This is a genomic window from Stieleria sp. JC731, assembly GCF_020966635.1.
In the GTDB taxonomy this organism is placed as follows: Bacteria; Planctomycetota; Planctomycetia; order Pirellulales; family Pirellulaceae; genus Stieleria.
Genome location: NZ_JAJKFQ010000001.1, coordinates 600980 through 621377 on the forward strand (window position 1 = coordinate 600980; position 20398 = coordinate 621377).

The 20398-nt window shown below is 55.0% G+C and carries 14 protein-coding genes; 9 read left to right on the forward strand and 5 right to left on the reverse strand.

Translation table 11 applies throughout. The annotated features are described in order from the left end of the window. Nucleotides 1-6 precede the first annotated feature (6 nt). A complete protein-coding gene (locus LOC67_RS02025; protein WP_230260823.1) occupies nucleotides 7-1212 on the forward strand; it encodes a nucleoside monophosphate kinase in 1206 nt (401 codons plus the stop codon). Between the two features lie 1291 nt (nucleotides 1213-2503). On the opposite strand, the gene dprA is transcribed toward LOC67_RS02025, so the two are convergent. The 3 genes from dprA to LOC67_RS02040 form a co-directional block, all read right to left on the reverse strand. Beyond that, a complete protein-coding gene (dprA, locus tag LOC67_RS02030; RefSeq protein WP_230260825.1) occupies nucleotides 2504-3715 on the reverse strand; it encodes a DNA-processing protein DprA in 1212 nt (403 codons plus the stop codon). A gap of 156 nt (nucleotides 3716-3871) precedes the next feature. Next, nucleotides 3872-4471, reverse strand: a complete 600-nt coding sequence (locus LOC67_RS02035) for a phosphatidylglycerophosphatase and protein-tyrosine phosphatase 1 family protein (RefSeq protein ID WP_230260827.1) — start codon at nucleotides 4469-4471, stop codon at nucleotides 3872-3874. A 269-nt stretch (nucleotides 4472-4740) separates the two neighbouring features. Further along, nucleotides 4741-6177 (reverse strand): PQQ-binding-like beta-propeller repeat protein, encoded by a 1437-nt coding sequence (locus tag LOC67_RS02040; RefSeq protein WP_230260828.1) that lies wholly within the window; start codon nucleotides 6175-6177, stop codon nucleotides 4741-4743. A gap of 601 nt (nucleotides 6178-6778) precedes the next feature. On the opposite strand from LOC67_RS02040, the gene LOC67_RS02045 reads away from it, so the two are divergent. The 5 genes from LOC67_RS02045 (at nucleotide 6779) to clpX (ending at nucleotide 12611) form a co-directional block, all read left to right on the forward strand. Next, complete coding sequence (locus LOC67_RS02045) at nucleotides 6779-7903, forward strand: TlpA disulfide reductase family protein (RefSeq protein WP_230260829.1); 1125 nt, start codon at nucleotides 6779-6781, stop codon at nucleotides 7901-7903. A 253-nt stretch (nucleotides 7904-8156) separates the two neighbouring features. After that, entirely contained in the window at nucleotides 8157-9137 is a 981-nt protein-coding gene (locus tag LOC67_RS02050) for a UbiA family prenyltransferase (RefSeq protein ID WP_230260830.1), read from the forward strand. Between the two features lie 470 nt (nucleotides 9138-9607). Next, entirely contained in the window at nucleotides 9608-10432 is an 825-nt protein-coding gene (locus tag LOC67_RS02055) for a sugar phosphate isomerase/epimerase family protein (RefSeq protein ID WP_230260831.1), read from the forward strand. A 237-nt stretch (nucleotides 10433-10669) separates the two neighbouring features. Beyond that, on the forward strand, nucleotides 10670-10945 hold the full coding sequence (locus tag LOC67_RS02060) for a hypothetical protein (RefSeq protein WP_230260832.1): 276 nt from the start codon (nucleotides 10670-10672) through the stop codon (nucleotides 10943-10945). Between the two features lie 385 nt (nucleotides 10946-11330). Continuing rightward, nucleotides 11331-12611, forward strand: a complete 1281-nt coding sequence (gene clpX, locus LOC67_RS02065; protein ID WP_230260833.1) for an ATP-dependent Clp protease ATP-binding subunit ClpX — start codon at nucleotides 11331-11333, stop codon at nucleotides 12609-12611. Between the two features lie 349 nt (nucleotides 12612-12960). Here clpX and LOC67_RS02070 read toward each other — a convergent pair whose 3' ends face one another. Then, on the reverse strand, nucleotides 12961-14352 hold the full coding sequence (locus LOC67_RS02070) for a porin (RefSeq protein WP_410001108.1): 1392 nt from the start codon (nucleotides 14350-14352) through the stop codon (nucleotides 12961-12963). A 421-nt stretch (nucleotides 14353-14773) separates the two neighbouring features. Beyond that, entirely contained in the window at nucleotides 14774-16021 is a 1248-nt protein-coding gene (locus LOC67_RS02075) for a porin (RefSeq protein WP_410001116.1), read from the reverse strand. 707 nt (nucleotides 16022-16728) lie between these two features. On the opposite strand from LOC67_RS02075, the gene ftsY reads away from it, so the two are divergent. From ftsY to LOC67_RS02090, 3 genes are all read left to right on the forward strand, one after another. Next, nucleotides 16729-17757, forward strand: a complete 1029-nt coding sequence (ftsY, locus tag LOC67_RS02080) for a signal recognition particle-docking protein FtsY (protein WP_230260836.1) — start codon at nucleotides 16729-16731, stop codon at nucleotides 17755-17757. A gap of 75 nt (nucleotides 17758-17832) precedes the next feature. Beyond that, nucleotides 17833-18414 (forward strand): tRNA-(ms[2]io[6]A)-hydroxylase, encoded by a 582-nt coding sequence (locus tag LOC67_RS02085; protein ID WP_230260838.1) that lies wholly within the window; start codon nucleotides 17833-17835, stop codon nucleotides 18412-18414. 898 nt (nucleotides 18415-19312) lie between these two features. After that, nucleotides 19313-20314, forward strand: coding sequence for a hypothetical protein (locus LOC67_RS02090; protein WP_230260839.1), 1002 nt, complete (start codon nucleotides 19313-19315; stop codon nucleotides 20312-20314). Nucleotides 20315-20398: the final 84 nt, after the last annotated feature.

Sequence of the window (20398 nt, forward strand, 5' to 3'; positions counted from 1 at the left end):
ATCGAAGTGAATCGTGCTCCTGAACCCGAACGCAAGTCGTTGACACCGGATGATCTCGAAGTCAAAGACGCCCTGCTAATTTTCAATTCGGTATGGAAGCAGCTTGAGAGCGAAAAAGGGAAGCTGAATCTTCGCTTTCCGACCGAGCTGATTTTGCTCGGCGGTGCCCCCGGCGCAGGTAAAGGCACGAACACCGATTTTATTCGTCAGGTTCGTGATATCTCAGCGGCCCCGATTGTGGTTAGTGAGCTTCTCAACACGCCCGAAGCACAGCAGATCAAAGCTCAAGGCGGCATGGTCGGCGACCGCGAAGTGGTCTCGCTGATTTTCCACAAGCTGTTGGAGCCACAGTTCCAAAACGGCGCAATTTTGGACGGCTTTCCACGGACGAAGGTCCAGGTCGAATGTCTGAAGATGCTTTACGATCGGATGAAAGCGTTGCGCCGCGAGTTAATCGACAATCCGCATTTGGAACAGATGAAGCCGCCGGTGTTTCACATCATGGTGCTGTTCGTCGACGAGTCTGAAAGCATCCGCCGTCAACTGATGCGTGGTCGTCAAGTGATCGCACACAACGAAGAGGTCAGCCGCTCTGGTATCGGTGAGGCTTGGGAAGAACGTGCGACTGATTTCAATGAAGCTTTGGCCCGCAACCGCTATCGTGTCTTTAAAGAGAAAACTTACGACGCGTTGGTTTCGCTAAAGCAACTGTTTCACTTTCACTTCATCAACGCGCAGGCTGAGTTGGTTGTCGTTCAAGAAAACATCTTGAATGAATTGGAGTACCAAAGTTCGCTTGAGCTTGATCCTCGGACGTTTCATGCCATCGGTGACATTCCTGTAGCGAGTAATATCGTTCAGCACGCGCGACGTGACTTGGTGCGGCGATTGGATTCTTATGAGTATGATCATCCGGAGATGTTTCATCGCATCGCTCAATTGATCGAAAGCAAGTTTATTCCGATCATTGTGCGGCACGCGATCTCGGGACGGGCTACCATCAGTAGCGAAGATGAGATTTTGGAAGATCCGTTGGCGCTACAAATGTTGATCGACATCTTTTCCGAGCGTGGGTTCCACGCGGTGATCGACATTCGCCGCCGAACGATTCCCGAGCGGTTTGATTTGGAAACCGGTAAGATCCATTGCGAACAGATCAAGGTCTATCGCATCGCAGTGTTCTTCAAAGGAAGTGAGATCCGTCGAGGCTAGTCGGTGAGTTTTCGTTAACGCATGACGGTAGTGGACGAGGCGACGAGTCCGGTCTCTTTCCAAAAACCGTGCGATCGCGGTTTGGTTCGTTTTCCTGAGCCGCAAAGACGCTAGCCGCGGTTGCGTGCTGGACTGTTAACCGTCGCTAACGCGATGCGGCTGATGGGGGCAATTTTCAACAGCCGGTACGCGCGAGCGTGCGGTTAGGTTTGCAGGATCGGTTCGCGGTAGGAACCGCGGGCTGGCGCCCAGCGGCTGATGAGAGGGCGGCATGCGATCGCGGTTTGGTTCGTTTTCCTGAGCCGCTTTGGCGCTAGCCGCGGTTGAGCGCTGGACTGTTAACCGTCGCTAACGCGATGCGGCTGATGGGGACAATTTTTATCAGCCGCTACGCGCGAGCGTGCGGTTAGGTTTGCAGGATCGGTTTTCGGCAGGAACCGCGGGCTGGCGCCCAGCGGCTGATGAGAGGGCGGCATGTGATCGCGGTTTTATCAGCTGTGGGCGCGAAGACGTTTGCCGCGGTTGAGCGCTGGACTGTTAACCGTCGCTAACGCGATGCGGCTGATGGGGACAATTTTTATCAGCCGCTACGCGCGAGCGTGCGGTTGGGTGTGCAGGAACGGTTCGCGGCAGGAACCGCGGGCTGGCGCCCAGCGGCTGATGAGAGGGCGGCATGTGATCGCGGTTTTATCAGCTGTGAGCGCGAAGGCGTTAGCCGCGGTTGCGAGCTGGACTGTTAACCGTCGCTAACGCGATGCGGCTGGTGGGTGGCAATTTTCATCAGCCGCTACGCGCGAGCGTGCGGTTGGGTTTGCAGGATTGGTTCGCGGCAGGAACCGCGGGCTGGCGCCCAGCGGCTGATGAGAGGGCGGCATGCGATCGCGGTTTGGTTCGTTTCACTGAGCCGCGAAGGCGCTAGCCGCGGTTGAGTGCTGGACTGTTGACCGTCGCTAACGCGATGCGGCTGATGGGGGCAATTTTCAACAGCCGCTACGCGCGAGCGTGCGGTTGGGTTTGCAGGAACGGTTCGCGGCAGGAACCGCGGGCTGGCGCCCAGCGGCTGATGAGAGGACGGCATGCGATCGCGGTTTTATCAGCTGTGGGCGCGTTGGCGTTAGCCGCTGTTGCGAGCTGGACTGTTAACCGTCGCTAACGCGATGCGGCTAATGGTAGCAATTTTCATCAGCCGCTACGCGCGAGCGTGCGGTTAGGTGTGCAGGATCGGTTTTCGGCAGGAACCGCGGGCTGGCGCCCAGCGGCTGATGAGAGGGCGGCATGTGATGGCGGTTTCCTACACTCTGGCAACGTACTGCCCGCTCAACCTGCGAATCAGCTTGCGCATTTCCAAGACACTGATCGTGGCCATCACTTGATGGGCCGGGATGCCGCTGCTGGCGATCACTTGATCGATCACCGTTCCAGTCGGCTCAATCGCATCAAGAACATTCCGTTCAAGTTCGTTGAGCTTCAGTTCGGCGGGGTTGCGAATGTTCTGATCTCCATCGATCGAAACATCGCATCCTATCGGGCCGATGGCTTCAAGAACGTCATCGACGGTTTGAACCAGGGTCGCCCCTTCGCGAATCAGTTGATTTACACCCCGCGAAGCGCGGCTGGTGACCGGTCCGGGGAGTGCCATGACTTCTCGTCCGATTTCACTAGCGAGCCTAGCCGTAATCAGGGCTCCGCTGCGATCAGGTGCTTCGATAACCAAAGTTGCCAACGAGAGAGCCGCGATAATTCGATTGCGCTGTGGAAACATGCCGCCGCGCGGCTTGGCGTCGGGACGGAATTCGCTGACAACGGCACCGTCGGCCGCAATCGCTTTTGCGAGTCCCTCGTGTTCGGCAGGGTAGATCTGCCCGATACCGCCTCCGAGTACCGCGATCGTTCGTCCGCCAGCGGAGAGCGCACCTTCGTGGGCCGCGGCGTCAATTCCGCGAGCGAGCCCGCTAACGACCGTGATGCCTGCTTTGGCTAAACCGTAAGCGATCCGATTCGCTTGTCGTGTCCCATAGCTGGAGGCATGGCGAGTGCCGACGATCGCAACGGCCAACTGGTCTGTTTGGGTAAGGGTCCCATGAGAGAACAGAATTGGAGGTGCGTCGACCAGGTCGGTTAGCGGTTGCGGATACCGCGTTGTGCCTTGCAGCAGCATGTCAACATCATGATCGGAGCACCACTGGATGATCGGTTCGATGTCCACATGGTGGTCAGCGGTCCGAATCGTGTGGACGAGTTTCGGGCCAACCCCAGGGACTTGACTCAGTTGATCTGCGGATGCGTTGAGCACATGTTCCGGAGATTCGAAATGATCGAGCAGGGATCGAAGTGTTCGGGGCCCGATGCCGGGAAGTGTTGTCAGTTGCAAGGTTTGTCGAAGCAGTCTGCTCGCGGCAGCGTTTTCATCGTCATTGCATACGACGGAATCCGTGTGAGAGACGTTTCCGATCGTGACATCGTTCGAGCCGTCCATCTTGGCGGTCCAAATAGAGAGGCACATCGATCAGCCATCGATCGACTTCGTGCCAGCAGCGTAGCGGCTCCCCACTCAGGTGTCTATCGTTTAGCTGAACCTGGTGGAGTGCTTCGCGAGATTCATTGCTTCGGTACCGCAGATCATCGCCATCCACTCCGTGGAAGCAGCGATACTTGAGCGCTAGTGGCTGCCCGGAGTTGTACTTAGCGGTTCCTCTTCAATTTTGGGGAAAAGCCCCGAGGAGCTTTCCTCATCGCGCAGTAGTGCAGCGTATTGCCGGACGACGGGACGGCTAGCCAAATGAGGGTTGATGTGTGGGCGGGCGGCAAGCAGGTGGGCTTGTGCTTCATCCGCGCTCATCTGCCGATATTTCATCAGCCAGCAGACAGCAATCGTCGCGCTACGTGCTCGTCCCGCTTTGCAGTGGATATAGACGGTGTCGTTTTGCAGTTTGTATTTCTGGATGAACTCAACGGCTGCTTCGACATCGGCAAGCTTTGGATGAGTGAAATCCGTTGTCGGGATATGCAGCTGCTCGATCCCATGCAATTGGTATTCACTGCTAGGCCCGCCGTATTCTTCACATGTATTGACGACGGCGCGTACACCTTCGCCGCGTAACGCGGCCACATCACCAGCGAACGGGTATGCACCGACGATGACATGTTCATCGATTCGGTCCCACCACCGGCGGACATGTAGCACTCGTGCAAGAAGATAATTCCAGCACAGGGTGGGAAGAAAAACAGATCGAGCGTACAGGCGGGAAATCAGAGGCATATTTGCGACACAGTGAAATCAATTCGGCGACAGGTTTATTCTATCGCTGTTGGTCGCAAACGATAATTGCAACTTTGCTTAATCAATCGGGCAAAACTTCGATTTGGCCGCTGACCCTGGATGAAGCGTTTAAAGCGAACCTACCGGCGTTCAGAATGCCGGTAGGTGCAACACTTTTCTATCGATTTTCCGAGGCGTCTGACTTGCTTGGTGTTAGACACCTCAAAAAAGCAACGTGCTTCGAACGGTCGGGGCGAAGCATAGGGCGTTTATTCTTTGCCGATGCAGTAAACCGCGCCGCCGCTGCGAATGTACAAACGCCCGTTGCTGACCGCTGGCGATGCGGAAAAGCCAGTTGGGTCGGTCAATTTATTGGTCGCGATGATTTCTAGTTCGGGGGTCGCAGCCACCACATGGAAATCACCACTTGCGGTTGGAATGTAAAGTTTGCCATCGGCCAGAACGGGCGTCGCGTAGGTGATATTCCCAAACCCGCCACGTCGTCCACCTCTCCCGCCGGAATCTCCACGATCACCAGAGCTGGTGGGAAGGCGTTGCTGTCCAAGCTTGTCGCCTGATTTCGCATCGTAAACCGAGATCACTCCATCGCTAGAAACGAAGATGTGGTCTTCGCTAATAATCGGCGACGAGAATCGCCCTGGAATTTTGGCGTCCCAGACGACGTGTGAATCATTGACGTCACCACTTCCTCCGGCGCGAACCGCTACCGAATCACCACCGCGTCCTCCGATCGCGTACACGACATCTCCAGCAACGATAGGACTTGCCGAAGTCGTGTTATCACTGGTTCCTCGTGAATACCAACGCAGTTTTCCGGTTTCGGGGTTCATCCCCCAGACTTCGCCTGGAACCATCAAGACTAAGTCGATTTGGTCACCCGATTTGGCCAACGTTGGAGTGCTCCAAGATCCAGATAAGCTGGACGCTTCGGACTTCCAGACCTCTTTGCCGGTTTCCGGGTCGAAGGCAAAAATGGTTTCGCTTTCTTCGGAAGCAGGGATGATCAGCAGTTTGGTTTCGTCGGACTGATACAGAATTGGACTTGCCGCCGAACCCCATTTCATCGGTCCGCTGCCGGTTCCGACGCTTCGACGCCACAGTTCATTGCCATCGAAGTCATAGGCGATGACTCCGGATTTACCAAGGAACACAAACAGGTGCTCACCGTCGCTGACCGGCGTGTGACTGGCATAACCGTGCGATGGTACACCAGGGCCTTCGTATGGATCTTCCGGTTGCACCGCGTCGATCGTGTGACTCCAAATCTCGCTGCCAGTCTTAGCATTCAGGCAGGTCACGTGTCGTTTCAGGTTCTCCATCTTTTCGTCAGTGCCGCCGGTACCGTAGCCGGAATAGCTTGTGACGAAGAGTTTGTCACCGATGATGATCGGGCTGGAGACTCCTCGGCCGGGAAGCTCGGACTTCCAAAGCACGTTTTCGTCATCGCTCCACTTTTCGACTAGGCCCTGAGAATCTGCTGCCACAGAGCTGCCGTTGGGGCCCAGGAAACGTGTCCAGTCAGCCGCAGAAACAGGGCTGACGTCAACCGACGAAATCGTAGCGATCGCGACAGTCGGTAACGCGGTGGCGATTGCAGCCGTCAGGATTCTTGCCGCCAAACGACGACACCGCGAGGTTGCGGTCAACGTTTTTTTCGATCGGGGGGCGAGGGGCGAAACACTCATCGAGTTGACTCCGAGGCCGGCTGAACGCTGCCAATTGGTTGGAAGAAGTAAATGAGAGAAGAAGCAGACACTGAAGGACCGGCGACGATGCGGTGCATGTGCCGAAGTGCTGCGCCTGTGAACCCCACAGCGGGGCAGAGGTTTCGATCAAAGGCTGGAATCAAGGTCGGGATTCACTTGATTCCGCCGGCGCCGTCATGGGTTGCGCGAGACGCCAACGGGAGCTGTTCGCCAGGGGGGGCGTCGGGTCTTGCGGGGCGTTTGGCGGTTAGCCGGCGGAATTGAACATCCTGAGCTCCAGAGGGCGAACGTGAATCCGTCGGCCGACGTATGCGGAATACAATGCTGGTCCTGCGATTGGAGCTGGTCAGCCAGCAGAGTAGCGGTTTGCTCGCAAATCTGTCGCCGTATGAGTGATGACCGCCCATCGGTGGTTATGCCGCTCGACAGCGATTGTGCATAGAATGATGATGACCACTGCGGCGTGAAATTTGCACAAGTCAGTTTGAAATGTGGCGGCATGATAACACTGATGTGTGTCAACGATCGCATGTGCCACTTAACCAAATTGTTTTTAACAACCCCAATAGAGTTCTTCTCGATGAAACGTATCGCTCGTGTACTTCTTTGCTGTGTCGCGGCGACCGCGATGTCCGCGTCTTCGGTTCAAGCCGAAACCGATCTGGATATCGGTTCCAAAGCTCCGTCGCTCGACTTGGCCCACTACTACGACGAAAGTGACGCAAAAGTCACGGACTTTAAGAAAGGCAACGTTTACGTCGTCGAATTCTGGGCAACCTGGTGCCCACCATGTGTTGCCAGCATGCCGCACTTGGCTGAATTGCAGCAAAAGTACCGTGGTGACAAACTTCAAATCGTTAGCATTAGCGACGAGGATCAAGAAACGGTTTCGGCCAAACTGAAGGAGCCCTATCCCGGTAAAGAAGCCTCGTTTGCCGAGGTCACCGCGCCATACACGCTAACGAGTGATCCCGATGGTTCTGCACACCGTGATTACATGCTAGCAGCCAAGTTGAATGGGATTCCCGCGGCGTTTGTAGTCGGGAAAACTGGCTTGGTTGAATGGATCGGACACCCCATGGAAATGGATGAGCCACTTGCACAGGTCCTTTCCGATTCGTGGGATCGTGAAGCATTCAAAAAGCAACGTGAAGAAGAATCGAAGTTCGAGGAAACGTTGCAGGAGTTCGCAATGTTGGCCGGTCGTGGCAAAGTTGACGAAGCCGCTGAGATGCTGGACAAGCAAATCTCGGGTGCCACCAATGACGAGTACAAACAACGTTGGGTTAACATTCAGCACCAATTCCGTTTGCTGACCGGCACTGCTACCGAAGCAGACTTCGAACACTATCGCAGCGAGTTGAAAGAGCTTGAAGGCAACGGTCCAGCCGTTTTGCGATTTGCGATGCAGCTTTACGGCATCTCACAGAATGACGGAGATTTGGGACCGCTGACCGGTGATGTCATCGCTGCTTTGGAGACTGAGGTGAAATCTGCCGACGCACAGAACAAGGCAGCATTCTATGAAGTCATGGCACGGTACTACGCGTTGGATAAAAACTTCAAAGACGCCGTCGCGGCTCAAGAAAAGGCGATGGAGTCAGCGGGCGAACTATCCAGCACTCAAAAACGCCGTATGGAGCTGTTGCTTGACGAATTGAAAAAAGAACTCGAAGGCGGAGCCGAAGCTCCTGTCGAAGAGTAGTCGCAATTCGTGATGGCCATTTACCGAGAAGCCATCAATCGATAGGGCCGTTGTCCATCACGATGGATGGCCTATCGCTTCAAAACTGAATGATCAGATGAGGCACAGGGATCGCTGAGGGGTAAGTCTCCTCGGCGAGCCCTGTGCCTCGCTTTATTTCTGTGTGCCTCGATGTATTTTTAGCGGTGCTGTATTTTAGTGGCACTGATATAAAGATCGTCGTTTAGAAGTCTTTTGTGTTTTGGAATCACGCATGGCCGAACCTGTCCCCACGAAAACACCCGGTTCATTTTTTGGTTGGTTGCAGCTCGTTCGTTTGCCAACCGTGTTTACTGTTCTGGCGGACGTTTGTGCGGCTTATCTGTTGATGGCTGGTGGGCCGCTTTCGCCTCTGCGGATGGCAATGATTTTGCTCGCCGGAGTTTCGCTGTATTGGGCAGGCATGGTTCTGAACGATGTGTTCGACATCGAAAAGGATCGACGGGAAAGGCCCAGCCGTCCGCTGCCGAGTGGTCGGGTCTCGTTGTTTGCCGCTAGGCGAGTCGGCTGGATTCTGTTGTTGCTCGGTGTCGCGTTGGCTGCGATCACAGGTTATGTCGATGTCAGTGAAGCAAATCCCGCGACATGGTTCCCGGCGTTGGTCGCTGTCGCGCTGGCGACGGCTGTTGTCGCGTACGACGGACCGCTGAAGTCGACAGCGTTCGCACCAGCCGTGATGGGATCATGTCGTTTTCTAAGTTTTATGTTGGGCGCGTCGGCGGCATTGCCGTTGGTCAACGGAGTTCCAGAGGTGCCACGTTTCGTTTGGTCGGCAGCATTGGGATTCGGCGTGTATGTGATGGGCATTACCACGTTGGCACGCGATGAAGCGACCGGAGGTGATCCGACGAATCGCCGCACAGGTTTGGCTTTAATCTTGATCGGTGTGTTGATGTTGGCCTTCGCGCCGGGGTTGGCGACGAAAGCACAGCAGGTGAATCTTGCGGTTCGTCCATCGGGGCAGTTCGCCGTGATGATGATTTTGATTGCGGTACCGGTCGTGGTTCGCGCGGTACGATTGCAAACGAAGTCCAGTCCAAGGGCCATTGGCATGACCATTCGTGCGGCGCTGCTGACGATTATTCCTTTGTCCGCCGGCTACGCGTTTTTGGGTGCCGGGCAAGTCTGGGGGCTAGTGGTGTTTGCGTTAGTCGCCCCCGCCATCGTATTGTCAGCAAAGTTGCAAGTAACGTAGGTCAGCATGATTCCCTGAGCCGAAAAGGCGCTAGCCTCGGTTATGTGATTGGCTTCCTGATGGAGTTCGAGTTGAAGCTTTTTCCAACCGTCGCTAGCGCGATGCGGCTCAGTTCGGATTGGTCCCTGAGCCGAAAGACGCTAGCCTCGGTTATGTGGACTGGTTGGTACTCTGGGCATGTAACCGCACGCTTGCGCGTCGCGGCTGATGGCGGTTCGACCATTACGCCTATCGTTTAATCAGCCGCTGTCGCCAGCCCGCGGTTGCCGGCATGTGCTCCCGGGCACGTAACCGCACGCTTGCGCGTAGCGGCTGATGGCAAATGGGTTTCATCAACCTTCTCTATTGCGATGCGGCGGCGTGTCCGCTGGCACAATCACCGTGCCGATATCGCTAGTGGTTAGAATGAATTGATAGCCGCTTGGCGTTTCGCGATGCGGCGACTCAATCGCACCAGGCCATCAGGAACCATGACGCCCGGATTTCATTGCAGCAGTCTCGAATTTCATGACGTCGTTGATCTGGTACCGATCTTGGCGGAAATGGGATTTGGGGCGATCGCGATTAGTCCGCAGCGCGGGGCATGGGATCCGCGGTTGGGATGGTTTGAAAACCGCACCGCAGAAATTTCGGCGGCCTGCAAGGATCACGAGATGCAGGTGGTGATTGATCTGGATGCGCCTTTCTTTGATCGGTTGGATTCGCACCTGCCTTGGTCGCTCGCCTGTGCTGATTCCAAAGAGGCCGATGCGGCGGCGGAGAAATTACGGTTTTGGATCGAAGCGACAGCGGTGATGAGTCCGGTCGCGATTACTTTTTCCAGTGGTCGAGGGTGTGGACAAAGTGAAGGTACATTGGAGCGTTTGGCCGATGCCACGGCCGACTTGTCCAAGTTCGCAGCTTGCAACGGAACAAGCCTTGCGCTGCGTCCGGTGACCGAGCATGCGATCGCGACGGTGGCCCATTTCGAACGTTTTGGGCAATGGATCGGTCAGGAGACTTCTTTGGGATTGGCAGCCGACGTGGGCGAAATGGTGATGGGTGGCGAATTCCCGATCGGAGCCCGTTTGGCGCGAATGCAGCATCGCTTGAGTTGTGTTTACCTATGCGAGCCGGATTTGGAACACGGCGGTGATCAGCCCTTTGGCCATGGTGACATTGATATGGGGCGAGTTTGGGAAGTGCTCACGCAAAGTGGCTTTGCGGGCCCGGTCATCTTTAGGGCCTATGGGCACGGGCGGTCCGGCATCAATCTGGCACGTCAAGCGATCGAAGTGGTCCGCGAGAACAGTTGATGCCTGGCGGATGTTCAGTAAGTCGCAGATCGATCAGAGGGTCTGCCAGCGGGATCGTGCCGGCAAAAGCTGGCAAATCGATGTTGACTAAAAGCTCGTGAAACACGAAAAACTTGTTTCACAGGGGCAAAACTGCTGGACCATGCGTCCTGGACACTCGTATCATGCAGTGTTCTCGGACTAGCTGGCAAAGGTGTCCCAAGAACGTGTTAGAGATGAGCGGTAGTAATGGGATTGATGAGTGATCCAGCAGTGAAGGCTGGTCTTGCGTTGCTGATTATGACCGTCTTGTCTTTGGCCGCATTTTTCCTCGTGGCAAGGTTGCGCGACTACACCAGTGGAGACTGGGAAGCGGGCCCTGATGAGCCTCTAAACTTGGAAGAAATGCGTTTGAAAGGTGACATCAGCGAAGAAGAATTCCGAACAATACAGGCAGCGTCTCGGAGTCAAACCCGTGACGGCGAAAGCCCTGAGGGTGAGGATTCGGTTTCCGAATCCAAATCAACAGAGTGATTTGCCTGAACAAATAATCTGGACCTTCCATCGATCCGTTTAACGGTTCGATTGATCCAACGCCGGAACGCGAACAACTTTTCCGCAGTTGGCCCTCCCAATTTCAACTGGGCAATCGGCTTCGGAAACTTTTTACCCAACTCGTTTACCAACCAGGGTTCAGGCATCCGTTATGGATGACTCCTTGTTGTCCCCTCCCTCCGGTCTTGACCGGTAACGGACAACGATGAGGTTGCTTGGACATTGGGCCGAACCGTTCGAAGCAGTTCTGTATCGTCTCGTATAATTTGACGGGATGCGTAGCGCCGACGCGATTGGCAATCGCTTTGCAATTCCCTACGCGGTCAAATTAGATGAGGCTTTGCGAACGCAATAGGAGTCGTTTATGCCCGTCAAGGATAACAACAATACTACTCGCGGTAGCTCGTCGAACAAAAAGAACGCTTACTGTTCGTTTTGTCGCAAAAGCTATCGTGATGTCGGCCCGCTGGTCGAAGGACCTGGCGACGTTTACATCTGTGCCGAATGTATCGACCTCTGCCAATCCATACTTGAGCAAGAGGAACGACGACGCGGACCAAGCAAGAAACTCTTCAAAGAGATTCCTTCGCCGCGCAAGATCGTCGAGCATCTAGATGAATACGTGATCGGCCAATCGGCCGCCAAACGCGTTTTGGCAGTCGCCGTCCACAATCATTACAAGCGTCTGACCAGCGACTGGGAAGGCAACAGCGAAGTCGAGATCGAAAAGAGCAATATCTTGCTCTGCGGTCCAACCGGTAGCGGTAAGACTTTGTTGGCGCGTTCGCTCGCCCGTATGTTAGACGTACCATTCGCGATCGGTGATGCGACCACGTTGACCGAAGCCGGTTACGTTGGTGAAGACGTCGAAAACCTGCTGCTAAAGCTTTTGCACGCGGCAGACTTTGATGTCGAAGCGGCACAACGCGGCATCCTGTACATCGATGAAGTCGATAAGATCGGCAAGACTGGTGGCAATGTCTCCATCACACGTGACGTGTCTGGTGAAGGCGTTCAACAAAGTCTGCTGAAGATGCTCGAAGGCACCGTTGCCAATGTTCCGCCGCAGGGTGGACGCAAGCATCCCGAGCAACAGTACATCCAGCTGGATACCAGCAACATCCTGTTCATCGTCGGCGGTACCTTTGTCGGTATCGAAGACATCATTCGTCAACGTCTGGGGCACAAGACCCTGGGCTTCGGCGAAGGGGCTGGAAAGCTGAACGAGCAAACCCCTGCGGAACTCGTTGCGGAAATCCAGGTCGAAGACGTCATGCAGTTCGGCTTGATTCCCGAGTTGGTTGGTCGTCTGCCTGTTGTCAGCTACTTGCAAGAACTGGATGAAGAAGGACTCGTTCGAGTGCTCCGCGAGCCAAAGAACGCTTTGACAAAGCAGTTCCAGGCACTCTTCGAAATGGAAAACTGTGAACTCCATTTCACCGAAGGAGCATTGCACCAAGTTGCCCGTCGTGCCCTCGACAAAGGCGTCGGAGCCCGAGGTCTACGTGGCATCTTGGAGGAAGTGATGTTGGACATCATGTATGAATTGCCCGATCAAGAATCCGGCAAGGTGTACACGATCGACGAAGATGTGGTCTCGGGTAAGTACAACTTGTTCCAAATGCCCACGACCAAGAGTGCTTGATCCGATCAGGTCAGCCCACGTCTAGATTTCTAGCCGTCCCGACTTCCGACTTTTATAACGCCGATGGCCCCCCCGCCATCGGCGTTTTCTTTTAGATGGAACACGATGCCGAGTGTGGCGATTGGGAAGATCTTGGTTTCGCTTGGCCCCCTCAATCCCGGCTGTTCTTCCTCAAACAAGTTTGGTTGGAGAGGGGAGCCTGGATGGGATGCGGGGATTCATTTCGCAGTTTGCATTGTTCATTTTGCAATCCTCCCGCTTCCGTCTGCTCGCGCAACAAAAAAAACGCATCGACCATTGCTGATCGATGCGTCTCTTTGCGGGAATCGTTTTGACTTCGTTCTGTCGATTAGAACAGGAAGATCGAGTCGATACCGAAGGTGGTTTGGTCGTCGCCTTGATCCAGGCCGGCAACCATATCGTCATCCCAATCGAAGCGGATTTCGGGACGAACGATGACGTTGGCGTGTGGTTTGATATTCAAACCCAAGGTCAGAGCGTACAAGTCGCTTTCGGTACCGTAGTTGGTGAAGACACCTTCTTGGTTGTACCATTCGAAGCGTCCGCCGGCAGCCAAGCAGTCGCTGATCGTGTAGATCAGGTACTGGTTGATGTCGAATGTGTTGCGAACGCCGTTGCTTTGATAATCTTCCGTATCCAAGTAATCGGTTTGGAAGATGTATTGCAAGTTGTCGGTGACAGCGACGTCAGCAACGATCGAGTGCATGTAGCCTTGCTCGCTCGTCAGACGGTCTTCAGCGAAGCGGCCGGCGACGGTTGCGTAGGTGACCGAAACGTCGTCGCTAAGGGTCAACGAAACACCGCCCAAGAAGGCGTCGCCGTTGTCTTCGAAACCGCTGTCCCAGCCAAGGACGTATCCGCCGTAGACGGTCATGTCATCGCTGACGTTGTAGGTAGCCAATGCACCGGTGTGGGTGAAGGGCTCGCTGTTGTACATGGTGTACGCGTGGCTGTAGAAGAAGTTGTCCGGAGCGGTCACAACTTCCCATCCGATGATGGTGTAGAAGTGTCCGACCTTAACAGACAAGTCGCCGTAGCCGGCTTCCATGTACAACTGTGGCATGGCGTGACCGTAGTCAGGTCCGTTGTCCCAGCCGTTGTCCCAGTGATCGTTGCCGATGCCGAACGCTTGTGTGTCTTGCGAGTCGGTACCGTAGATGTAATCGATGCGTCCGCCGATGTCGAAACCGCAAGAGGTGTCGATCGCTTTTTCCGCCCACAACCATGCTTGGTGCAGTTGGAATTCATCGGGGCGGCTGTTGAACAATGGCAACGCATTGTTGTGGTAGCCCATTTGAACCCAACCACCTGCGGAGTAACCGCAAGCTTCGCCGAACAGGCTGAAGGGATCGCCTAGGTCGCAGTCGCCAAGTTTCCCGCCGAGCAGACCGGCACCACAACCGCAGCCGCTGTCGCAACCGCCATCGCAGCCCATTTCGCAACCGGAGTCGCATCCGCTGTCACAGGTCATGGTTTCGCATCCGCAAGCTGGTTCAGCACATCCGCAATCGGGAGCACCGTCGCAGCTGGGAGCTTCACAGTCGCACGGGGTTTCACAGCCACAAGTCACTTCATCACAGCTGACTTGTGCGATTTGGCCCATCGCGCCAGGGGCGGCTTGATAGACAGCCTGATAGTTTCCGGCAGCGGGGCCACCGGCCATTGCGGTTGAGCCAAAGCACAACATCGCGATTGTGGTGAAAAGCAGTTTTCGTTTCATGGGTCTTCCTTTGAGTCCGCTCCGGAACGAATCCATTCGTTTCGGGATCTAGAACTTCGATATGTGTCATCGGAGTGCCGACGCGGCACACCGACGACCGCTTCGTCCGCCTTGCGGGACGTCGATCGAGAGCCGCTTGATCATCTTCCACGTGATGTATCGGGATGATTGCGCCGAAAAATCTGATCTTTTTGGTTTTCGCATTTAGCCAATTTTGCCTGCCTTAACACCGGGTGTTAATCCGTACCGGTCACGCAGCGTTTTCCTGGGCGGCGAGCAGCCTTGTCGATCGCGGCGGACCCCAGGTGGAGGTAAATACGGCTGTTGCTAACGACGATGCGCGCAAAAAAAACGACCGCCTTCCGAATTCGGAAGGCGGTCGCTGGAGATGATGATCAGGCTGATCTGCGTCGGAAGACGCTTAGAACATGAAGATCGTGTCAACACCGAAGGTGGTTTGATCGTCGCCATCTTCCAGGCCTGCAACCAAGTCGTCGTCCCAATCGAAGCGAAGTTCTGGGCGGATCAAGACGTTGGCGTGAGGCTTGTAGTTAACGCCCATGGTCAGAGCGTAGATGTCCGAATCGACACCAGCAGCGGTACCGTTAAGGATATTTCCTTCGACGTTGTACCACTCGAAGCGGCTGCCGACTGCCAAGCAATCGCTGATTGTGTAGATCAGGTATTGGTTGATGTCGAACGATTTGCGGTTGACGTTACCAGCGTTGTCTTCCGTGTCGAGCAAGTCGCTTTGGAAGATGTATTGCAGGTTGTCAGTCAGAGCGACGTCAGCAACGATCGAGTGCATGTAGCCTTGCTCGGTCGTGATGCGGTCGTCTGCGAAACGTCCACCGACGGTAGCGTAGGTCAGCGTGAAGTCGTCGCTCAGAGCAACCGACAATCCGCCCAAGAAAGCGTCGCCGTTGTCTTCGAAGCCGCTGTCCCAGCCCAAAACGTATCCACCGTAAGCGGTGACCGAGTCGCTGACGTTGTAGGTAGCCAAAGCACCGGTGTGGGTGAAGGGCTCGCTGTTGTACATGGTGTACGCGTGGCTGTAGAAGAAGTTGTCCGGAGCGGTCACAACTTCCCATCCGATGATGGTGTAGAAGTGTCCGACTTTAACAGACAAGTCGCCGTAGCCAGCTTCCATGTACAATTGTGGGATGGCGTGACCGTAGTCGTTGCCATGATCCCAGCCGTTGTCCCAATGATCGTTGTTGATACCGAACGATTGGGTGTCAGGGGCATCGGTACCGTAAACGTAATCGATACGTCCGCCGATATCGAAACCGCAAGAGGTGTCGATTGCTTTTTCGGCGTACAACCATGCTTGGTGCAGTTGGTAGTTGTCAGGGCGGCTGTTGAACAAAGGCAGTGCTTTGCTGTGGTAGCCCATTTGAACCCAACCGCCGGCTGCCCAGCCGCAGTTTTCGCCGAATAGTGACCATTGGTCGCCAAGGCAGCAGTCGCCTAGAAGACCAGGAAGAAGTGAGCCGCTTCCACAGCCGCAAGCCGAGTCGCATCCGCCGTCGCAACCAACATCGCAAGCGTCTCCACAAGGATCGCAACCGCTGTCGATAGCTTCGCATCCGCAAACTGGCTCGCCGCAATCGCATGCAGCTGCACAGTGAGATACCAATTCAATCGAGTCGTTAGCGCTGGCGGTCATGCTGCTCGTGTAAGACGCGCAGGCAATCGCAGCCAGCATGGCAATTTTGCTAAGCTTCATCGCTTTAAATTCTCCCGAATTCCATTTTCTGGGTGTGATAAAAGGGCAGGGCAACAACGAGTAACGCCCGCGACCAAGGTGCGCGGGCCGTTGCGACCCTCATTTGGTCGGGCCAGCACCTCTCCAAACATTCAAGTGTCCTTTCGTCCCTCGCGATGGGCATAAATGCCGTCCCGTCGATTGATCAAAAAGAATTCAGTGTCGGAGCTGCGACTTGACCTTCTGACGCGTCGCCTCTGTCGTCACCAGCGTTATCGGGAAGCCGCGTCGGTCGATTGGTCTCAAACTAAGTGATTTGTGAAGGCTGAAAACATCAGCGGTCTGCACGAGAGGACTGCGAAAGATTGTCCTGTCAGTTAAACTTTTCCGCCTGCAAAGAAGTTCCACCGTGTGACGTGTGTCCCGGGGACGAGCTGGCTGAAAATGGACAGCAGGGCAACACCCGGTATCGCGACACCCCGTTTTTCGGCAAACTTTAGCCGGCCCGCATCGTTTTTGCAGAACTGGCGAGCGTCAGTCAGAGATCGCGGTGCTCTGCGAGATTTTCCCGCTTTGGGCTCGCAGGTCTTCAAGCGACGCACAAACTGAAATTAAAACGGCGCCAGCTCAATACCGACGGCTCCGACTAAACCTGATAGATACTTCCCATGGCTTTTTGGCGATCAAAGAAGAAATCCGAAGAATCCGCCCCGGAGCAGCCAGCTGCCGAAGCGACAGGTTCATCCGAACAACAGGTCACCCCTAGCGGTGGTGGTCAGCCTGGTGGCGGATTGTTTGGACGATTTCGAAACGGCCTCGAGAAAACACGACGGGCGCTGAACACCGACATCCGTGACCTTTTCAAAGGTGAAGGAAGGCTGGTCGATGACGAATTTCTGGGCGAGTTGTTTGGCAAACTGATCCGCACCGATATGGGGGCCGGGCCCGCCGAAGAACTTCGCGATGAAATTGCCAAGAAGTTTCGCGGCCGCAAAGTCCAGTTTGAAGAAGTGATCGAATCGATCACCGAGCAAATTCGCGAGATGCTCCGGCAAGACGAAGCCCCACTGAATCTCGATGACAAGCCTAGTGTGGTGCTGGTCGTTGGCGTCAACGGTAGCGGCAAAACCACATCGATTGGGAAGGTCGCAAGTTTTCTGTCTAAGTCCGGCAAGCAAGTGGTGCTCGGTGCTGGTGACACGTTTCGTGCCGCCGCCGTTCAACAGTTGACAATCTGGTCCGAGCGAATCGGTTGCGACATCGTGACCGGAAAGCAGGGGGCCGATCCGGCAAGCATCGCGTTCCAAACGGTCGAAAAGGCAATCGAAAGCGGTGTCGACGTCGCGATCATCGATACCGCAGGTCGTTTGCAGACGCAGTCGAATTTGATGCAGGAGCTGCAAAAGATCCGCCGAGTTGTCGAAAAGAAACTCGGTCGCGAGCCCGATGAGGTGCTGCTGGTTCTCGATGCGACCGCCGGTCAAAACGCGCTCAGTCAAGCGAAAGGGTTCAGCGAGGCGGCCGGTTGTACTGGAATCGTGTTGGCCAAGCTTGACGGATCGGCACGTGGCGGAGTCATCTTGCCAATCCGTCGCCAGTTCAAATTGCCGGTGAAGTTTGTTGGTCTTGGCGAAGGCATCGATGACATTGCCAAGTTTGATGCCGACAGTTTTGCCCGAGCTTTATTCGCGGATTGATCGCTCGTCGTTTCGCAAACACTTCTTTCGACTGACGTAAACGCAACAGAATTTCGGTCGACTTAGGATATCCTCATGCTGCACCTGCAATCTGAATCGACAACTCGGTGGCTTGCCCAGGTCGATGAAAATTTGGAAGAGGTTTTGATCGATCACGCTCACTGCGAACGCAAGGCGGCTTCGACCGCGATGAGCTTGCTGAATTCGTACAGCGAAAACCGACACTTGTGCGAAGAGATGGCTCGCATTGTGGAAGAGGAGCTCGAACACTATTTCATGGTCTTGGATCTGCTGGAAAAGCGAGGAATTGAATTCCGTCGATTGCAAAGCGGTCACTATGGCCGCGAATTGAACGCGCTGACGCGGCCCCAAGAACCGGATCGCGCGGTGGATCGATTGTTGGTCGCATCGCTAATCGAAGCTCGCAGTTGTGAGCGTTTTCGTTTACTGGCGGAACACATCCGCCCACGCGATGAAGAATTGGCGGTCTTCTATGAAGGCTTGTTCGAATCGGAAGCTCGGCATCACACCACATACGTCAAATTGGCCGAACATTTTGCGTCTCGTCAAATCGTGATGGCTCGTCTAGACCAACTGTCCACTGAAGAAACCGCGATAATTGCCAAAGGTAGCGCGCTTGCGCGGATGCACAGTTAGCGTTCGCGTTTCACGGCGATGAGTGGTGTGCGGACATTTTCGGTGACACGTAACCGCGGCTAGCGCCAAAGCGGCTCAGTATCGTTGCCCAAGCATCAACGATTATCGTTTGGCATCATCCCATCTGAGCCGCATCGCGTTAGCGACGGTTATTTGATGTTTTCGTTGTTGGCTTATCCGAGCCGTACACGAGACAATGCCGCGTAACCGCGGCTAGCGCCAAAGCGGCTCAGTATCGTTGCCCGCGTATCAACGATTATCGTATGGCATCATCCCACATTAGCCGCATCGCGCTAGCGACGGTTGTGTGATGTTTTCTTTCTTGGCAGGTCCGAGCCGTACACGAGACAATGCCGCGTAACCGCGGCTAGCGCCAAAGCGGCTCAGTATCGTTGCCCGCGTATCAACGATTATCGTATGGCATCATCCCACATTAGCCGCATCGCGCTAGCGACGGTTGTGTGATGTTTTCTTTCTTGGCAGGTCCGAGCCGTATACGAGACAGTGCCACGCAACCGCGGCTAGCGCCAAAGCGGCTCAGTATCGTTGCCCGCGCATCAACGATTATCGTATGGCATCGTCCCACACTAGCCGCCTCGCGTTAGCGACGGTTAACTGGTCCTACGGGCCTTCGCAAAAAACTCTATCCATCGTGTTTCACGCGCGGCATCATGAAGCTTTCTCTTAGGGCCTGCCTCAAAACCTTTGCCTGATCAGCCTTGTCAATCAGCGTGGCCGATTCAATCATCAAGGTGCAATCGCGGAGGTTTTTGTTGCCAATTCGGAAAGGCAAACCAAATCGCGATCGTTCTAAAGCCATCGACCAAGGGAACTGGTCGAACCACCATCGGAAAGACTCCGGTTGACGTTGTTGACGATTAACAGGAGTAATTTCGAGATGGATGTGCAACTTGCGAAAGGTATTTCACTGGTTGTGTGCTTGTGCATGATTCCCTGCCAAAACTCTTTGGCCGATGCACCAGTCGTCCGCTTCGATATGCCCGCAGCGGTTCCCGCGGTCGACACCAGTGCGATCGGAGACAATCGCGAAGTGACGATCGCGTTCCCGTTATCTTCCCTGGTGGTTGATCAATCACGCCGAGGCATGATGACGCCGCCGATCGACCATCTATTAGTCACGTGTTCGATGCGAGATCAATATCCGGTCGTCGGCTATTTGCCCAAGACCGAATTGGAATCCGACTATGCCGGACCGATCGAGATCACGCAGAAACGCGAGACGACGGACAATGTCGGTGTCAATGTTGATGGGACCTATCATCCGTGGGGCGGAGGTCACATGGGGGCTGATTCCAGCGACAAAGACTCCAACGCATCGCAGTACAGCAAGCATGCTCCGATGCAAGCGGTCATCGCATCAGGAACCGTAGATCGTGGTCGCGGTGTTTACTTCAAACTTCGCTGGACCGCGCATCAAGTGCTTGAAGGTGAGAAAGTGTTTCAAGTTTCCTTTGCGGTTCCCGCCGGATGGCGCGGCGGTTTGGTCGATGTTTCGGTTGCAGCCAAAGGTATCAGCAAGTCGCTGTTCCGCGATGAAAAGCTAGAAGACTTGGCGTCGCAAAAATTCGTCGTCGCTGTCCATCTAGAGAATGATCCCCACGCTGCCGAAATCGCGATGCGTCTTGCACATCTGGATCATAAGTTGGCCGAAATGTCGCAAAATGACGCAGGCAAGGCCACCTTGGCGGATTGGATTCGTCAAACACTGATTCCAATGGCAGACCAAAACAAAACCAACGATCGATCGAGACACTGGTATCAACGCGTTGTCGGTGGCACGGCCGATCCACATGTCGATAAAGAAATCGCGAAACTGCCTATGCCGGTTCGGGTCACAGTTCTCGATTACGCCGATGCCTCACGAAAGCTGACCCAGTGAAAGCTGACTTGGTGAAGCGAGCCGCTTAAAGATTGAATTATTGAACGATCTCACGAAGCTGGCTGCTTCGCACGTCTACCGAGG

Coding starts and splice junctions, on each gene's coding strand:
- LOC67_RS02085 (WP_230260838.1), top strand. CDS start 17,833: ATGCTGCACCTGCAATCTGAATCGACAACTCGGTGGCTTGCCCAGGTC.
- LOC67_RS02070 (WP_410001108.1), bottom strand. CDS start 14,352: ATGAAACGAAAACTGCTTTTCACCACAATCGCGATGTTGTGCTTTGGC.
- LOC67_RS02090 (WP_230260839.1), top strand. CDS start 19,313: ATGGATGTGCAACTTGCGAAAGGTATTTCACTGGTTGTGTGCTTGTGC.
- LOC67_RS02055 (WP_230260831.1), top strand. CDS start 9,608: ATGACGCCCGGATTTCATTGCAGCAGTCTCGAATTTCATGACGTCGTT.
- LOC67_RS02060 (WP_230260832.1), top strand. CDS start 10,670: ATGAGTGATCCAGCAGTGAAGGCTGGTCTTGCGTTGCTGATTATGACC.
- LOC67_RS02075 (WP_410001116.1), bottom strand. CDS start 16,021: ATGACCGCCAGCGCTAACGACTCGATTGAATTGGTATCTCACTGTGCA.
- dprA (WP_230260825.1), bottom strand. CDS start 3,715: ATGTGCCTCTCTATTTGGACCGCCAAGATGGACGGCTCGAACGATGTC.
- clpX (WP_230260833.1), top strand. CDS start 11,331: ATGCCCGTCAAGGATAACAACAATACTACTCGCGGTAGCTCGTCGAAC.
- LOC67_RS02045 (WP_230260829.1), top strand. CDS start 6,779: ATGAAACGTATCGCTCGTGTACTTCTTTGCTGTGTCGCGGCGACCGCG.
- LOC67_RS02040 (WP_230260828.1), bottom strand. CDS start 6,177: ATGAGTGTTTCGCCCCTCGCCCCCCGATCGAAAAAAACGTTGACCGCA.
- LOC67_RS02035 (WP_230260827.1), bottom strand. CDS start 4,471: ATGCCTCTGATTTCCCGCCTGTACGCTCGATCTGTTTTTCTTCCCACC.
- LOC67_RS02050 (WP_230260830.1), top strand. CDS start 8,157: ATGGCCGAACCTGTCCCCACGAAAACACCCGGTTCATTTTTTGGTTGG.
- ftsY (WP_230260836.1), top strand. CDS start 16,729: ATGGCTTTTTGGCGATCAAAGAAGAAATCCGAAGAATCCGCCCCGGAG.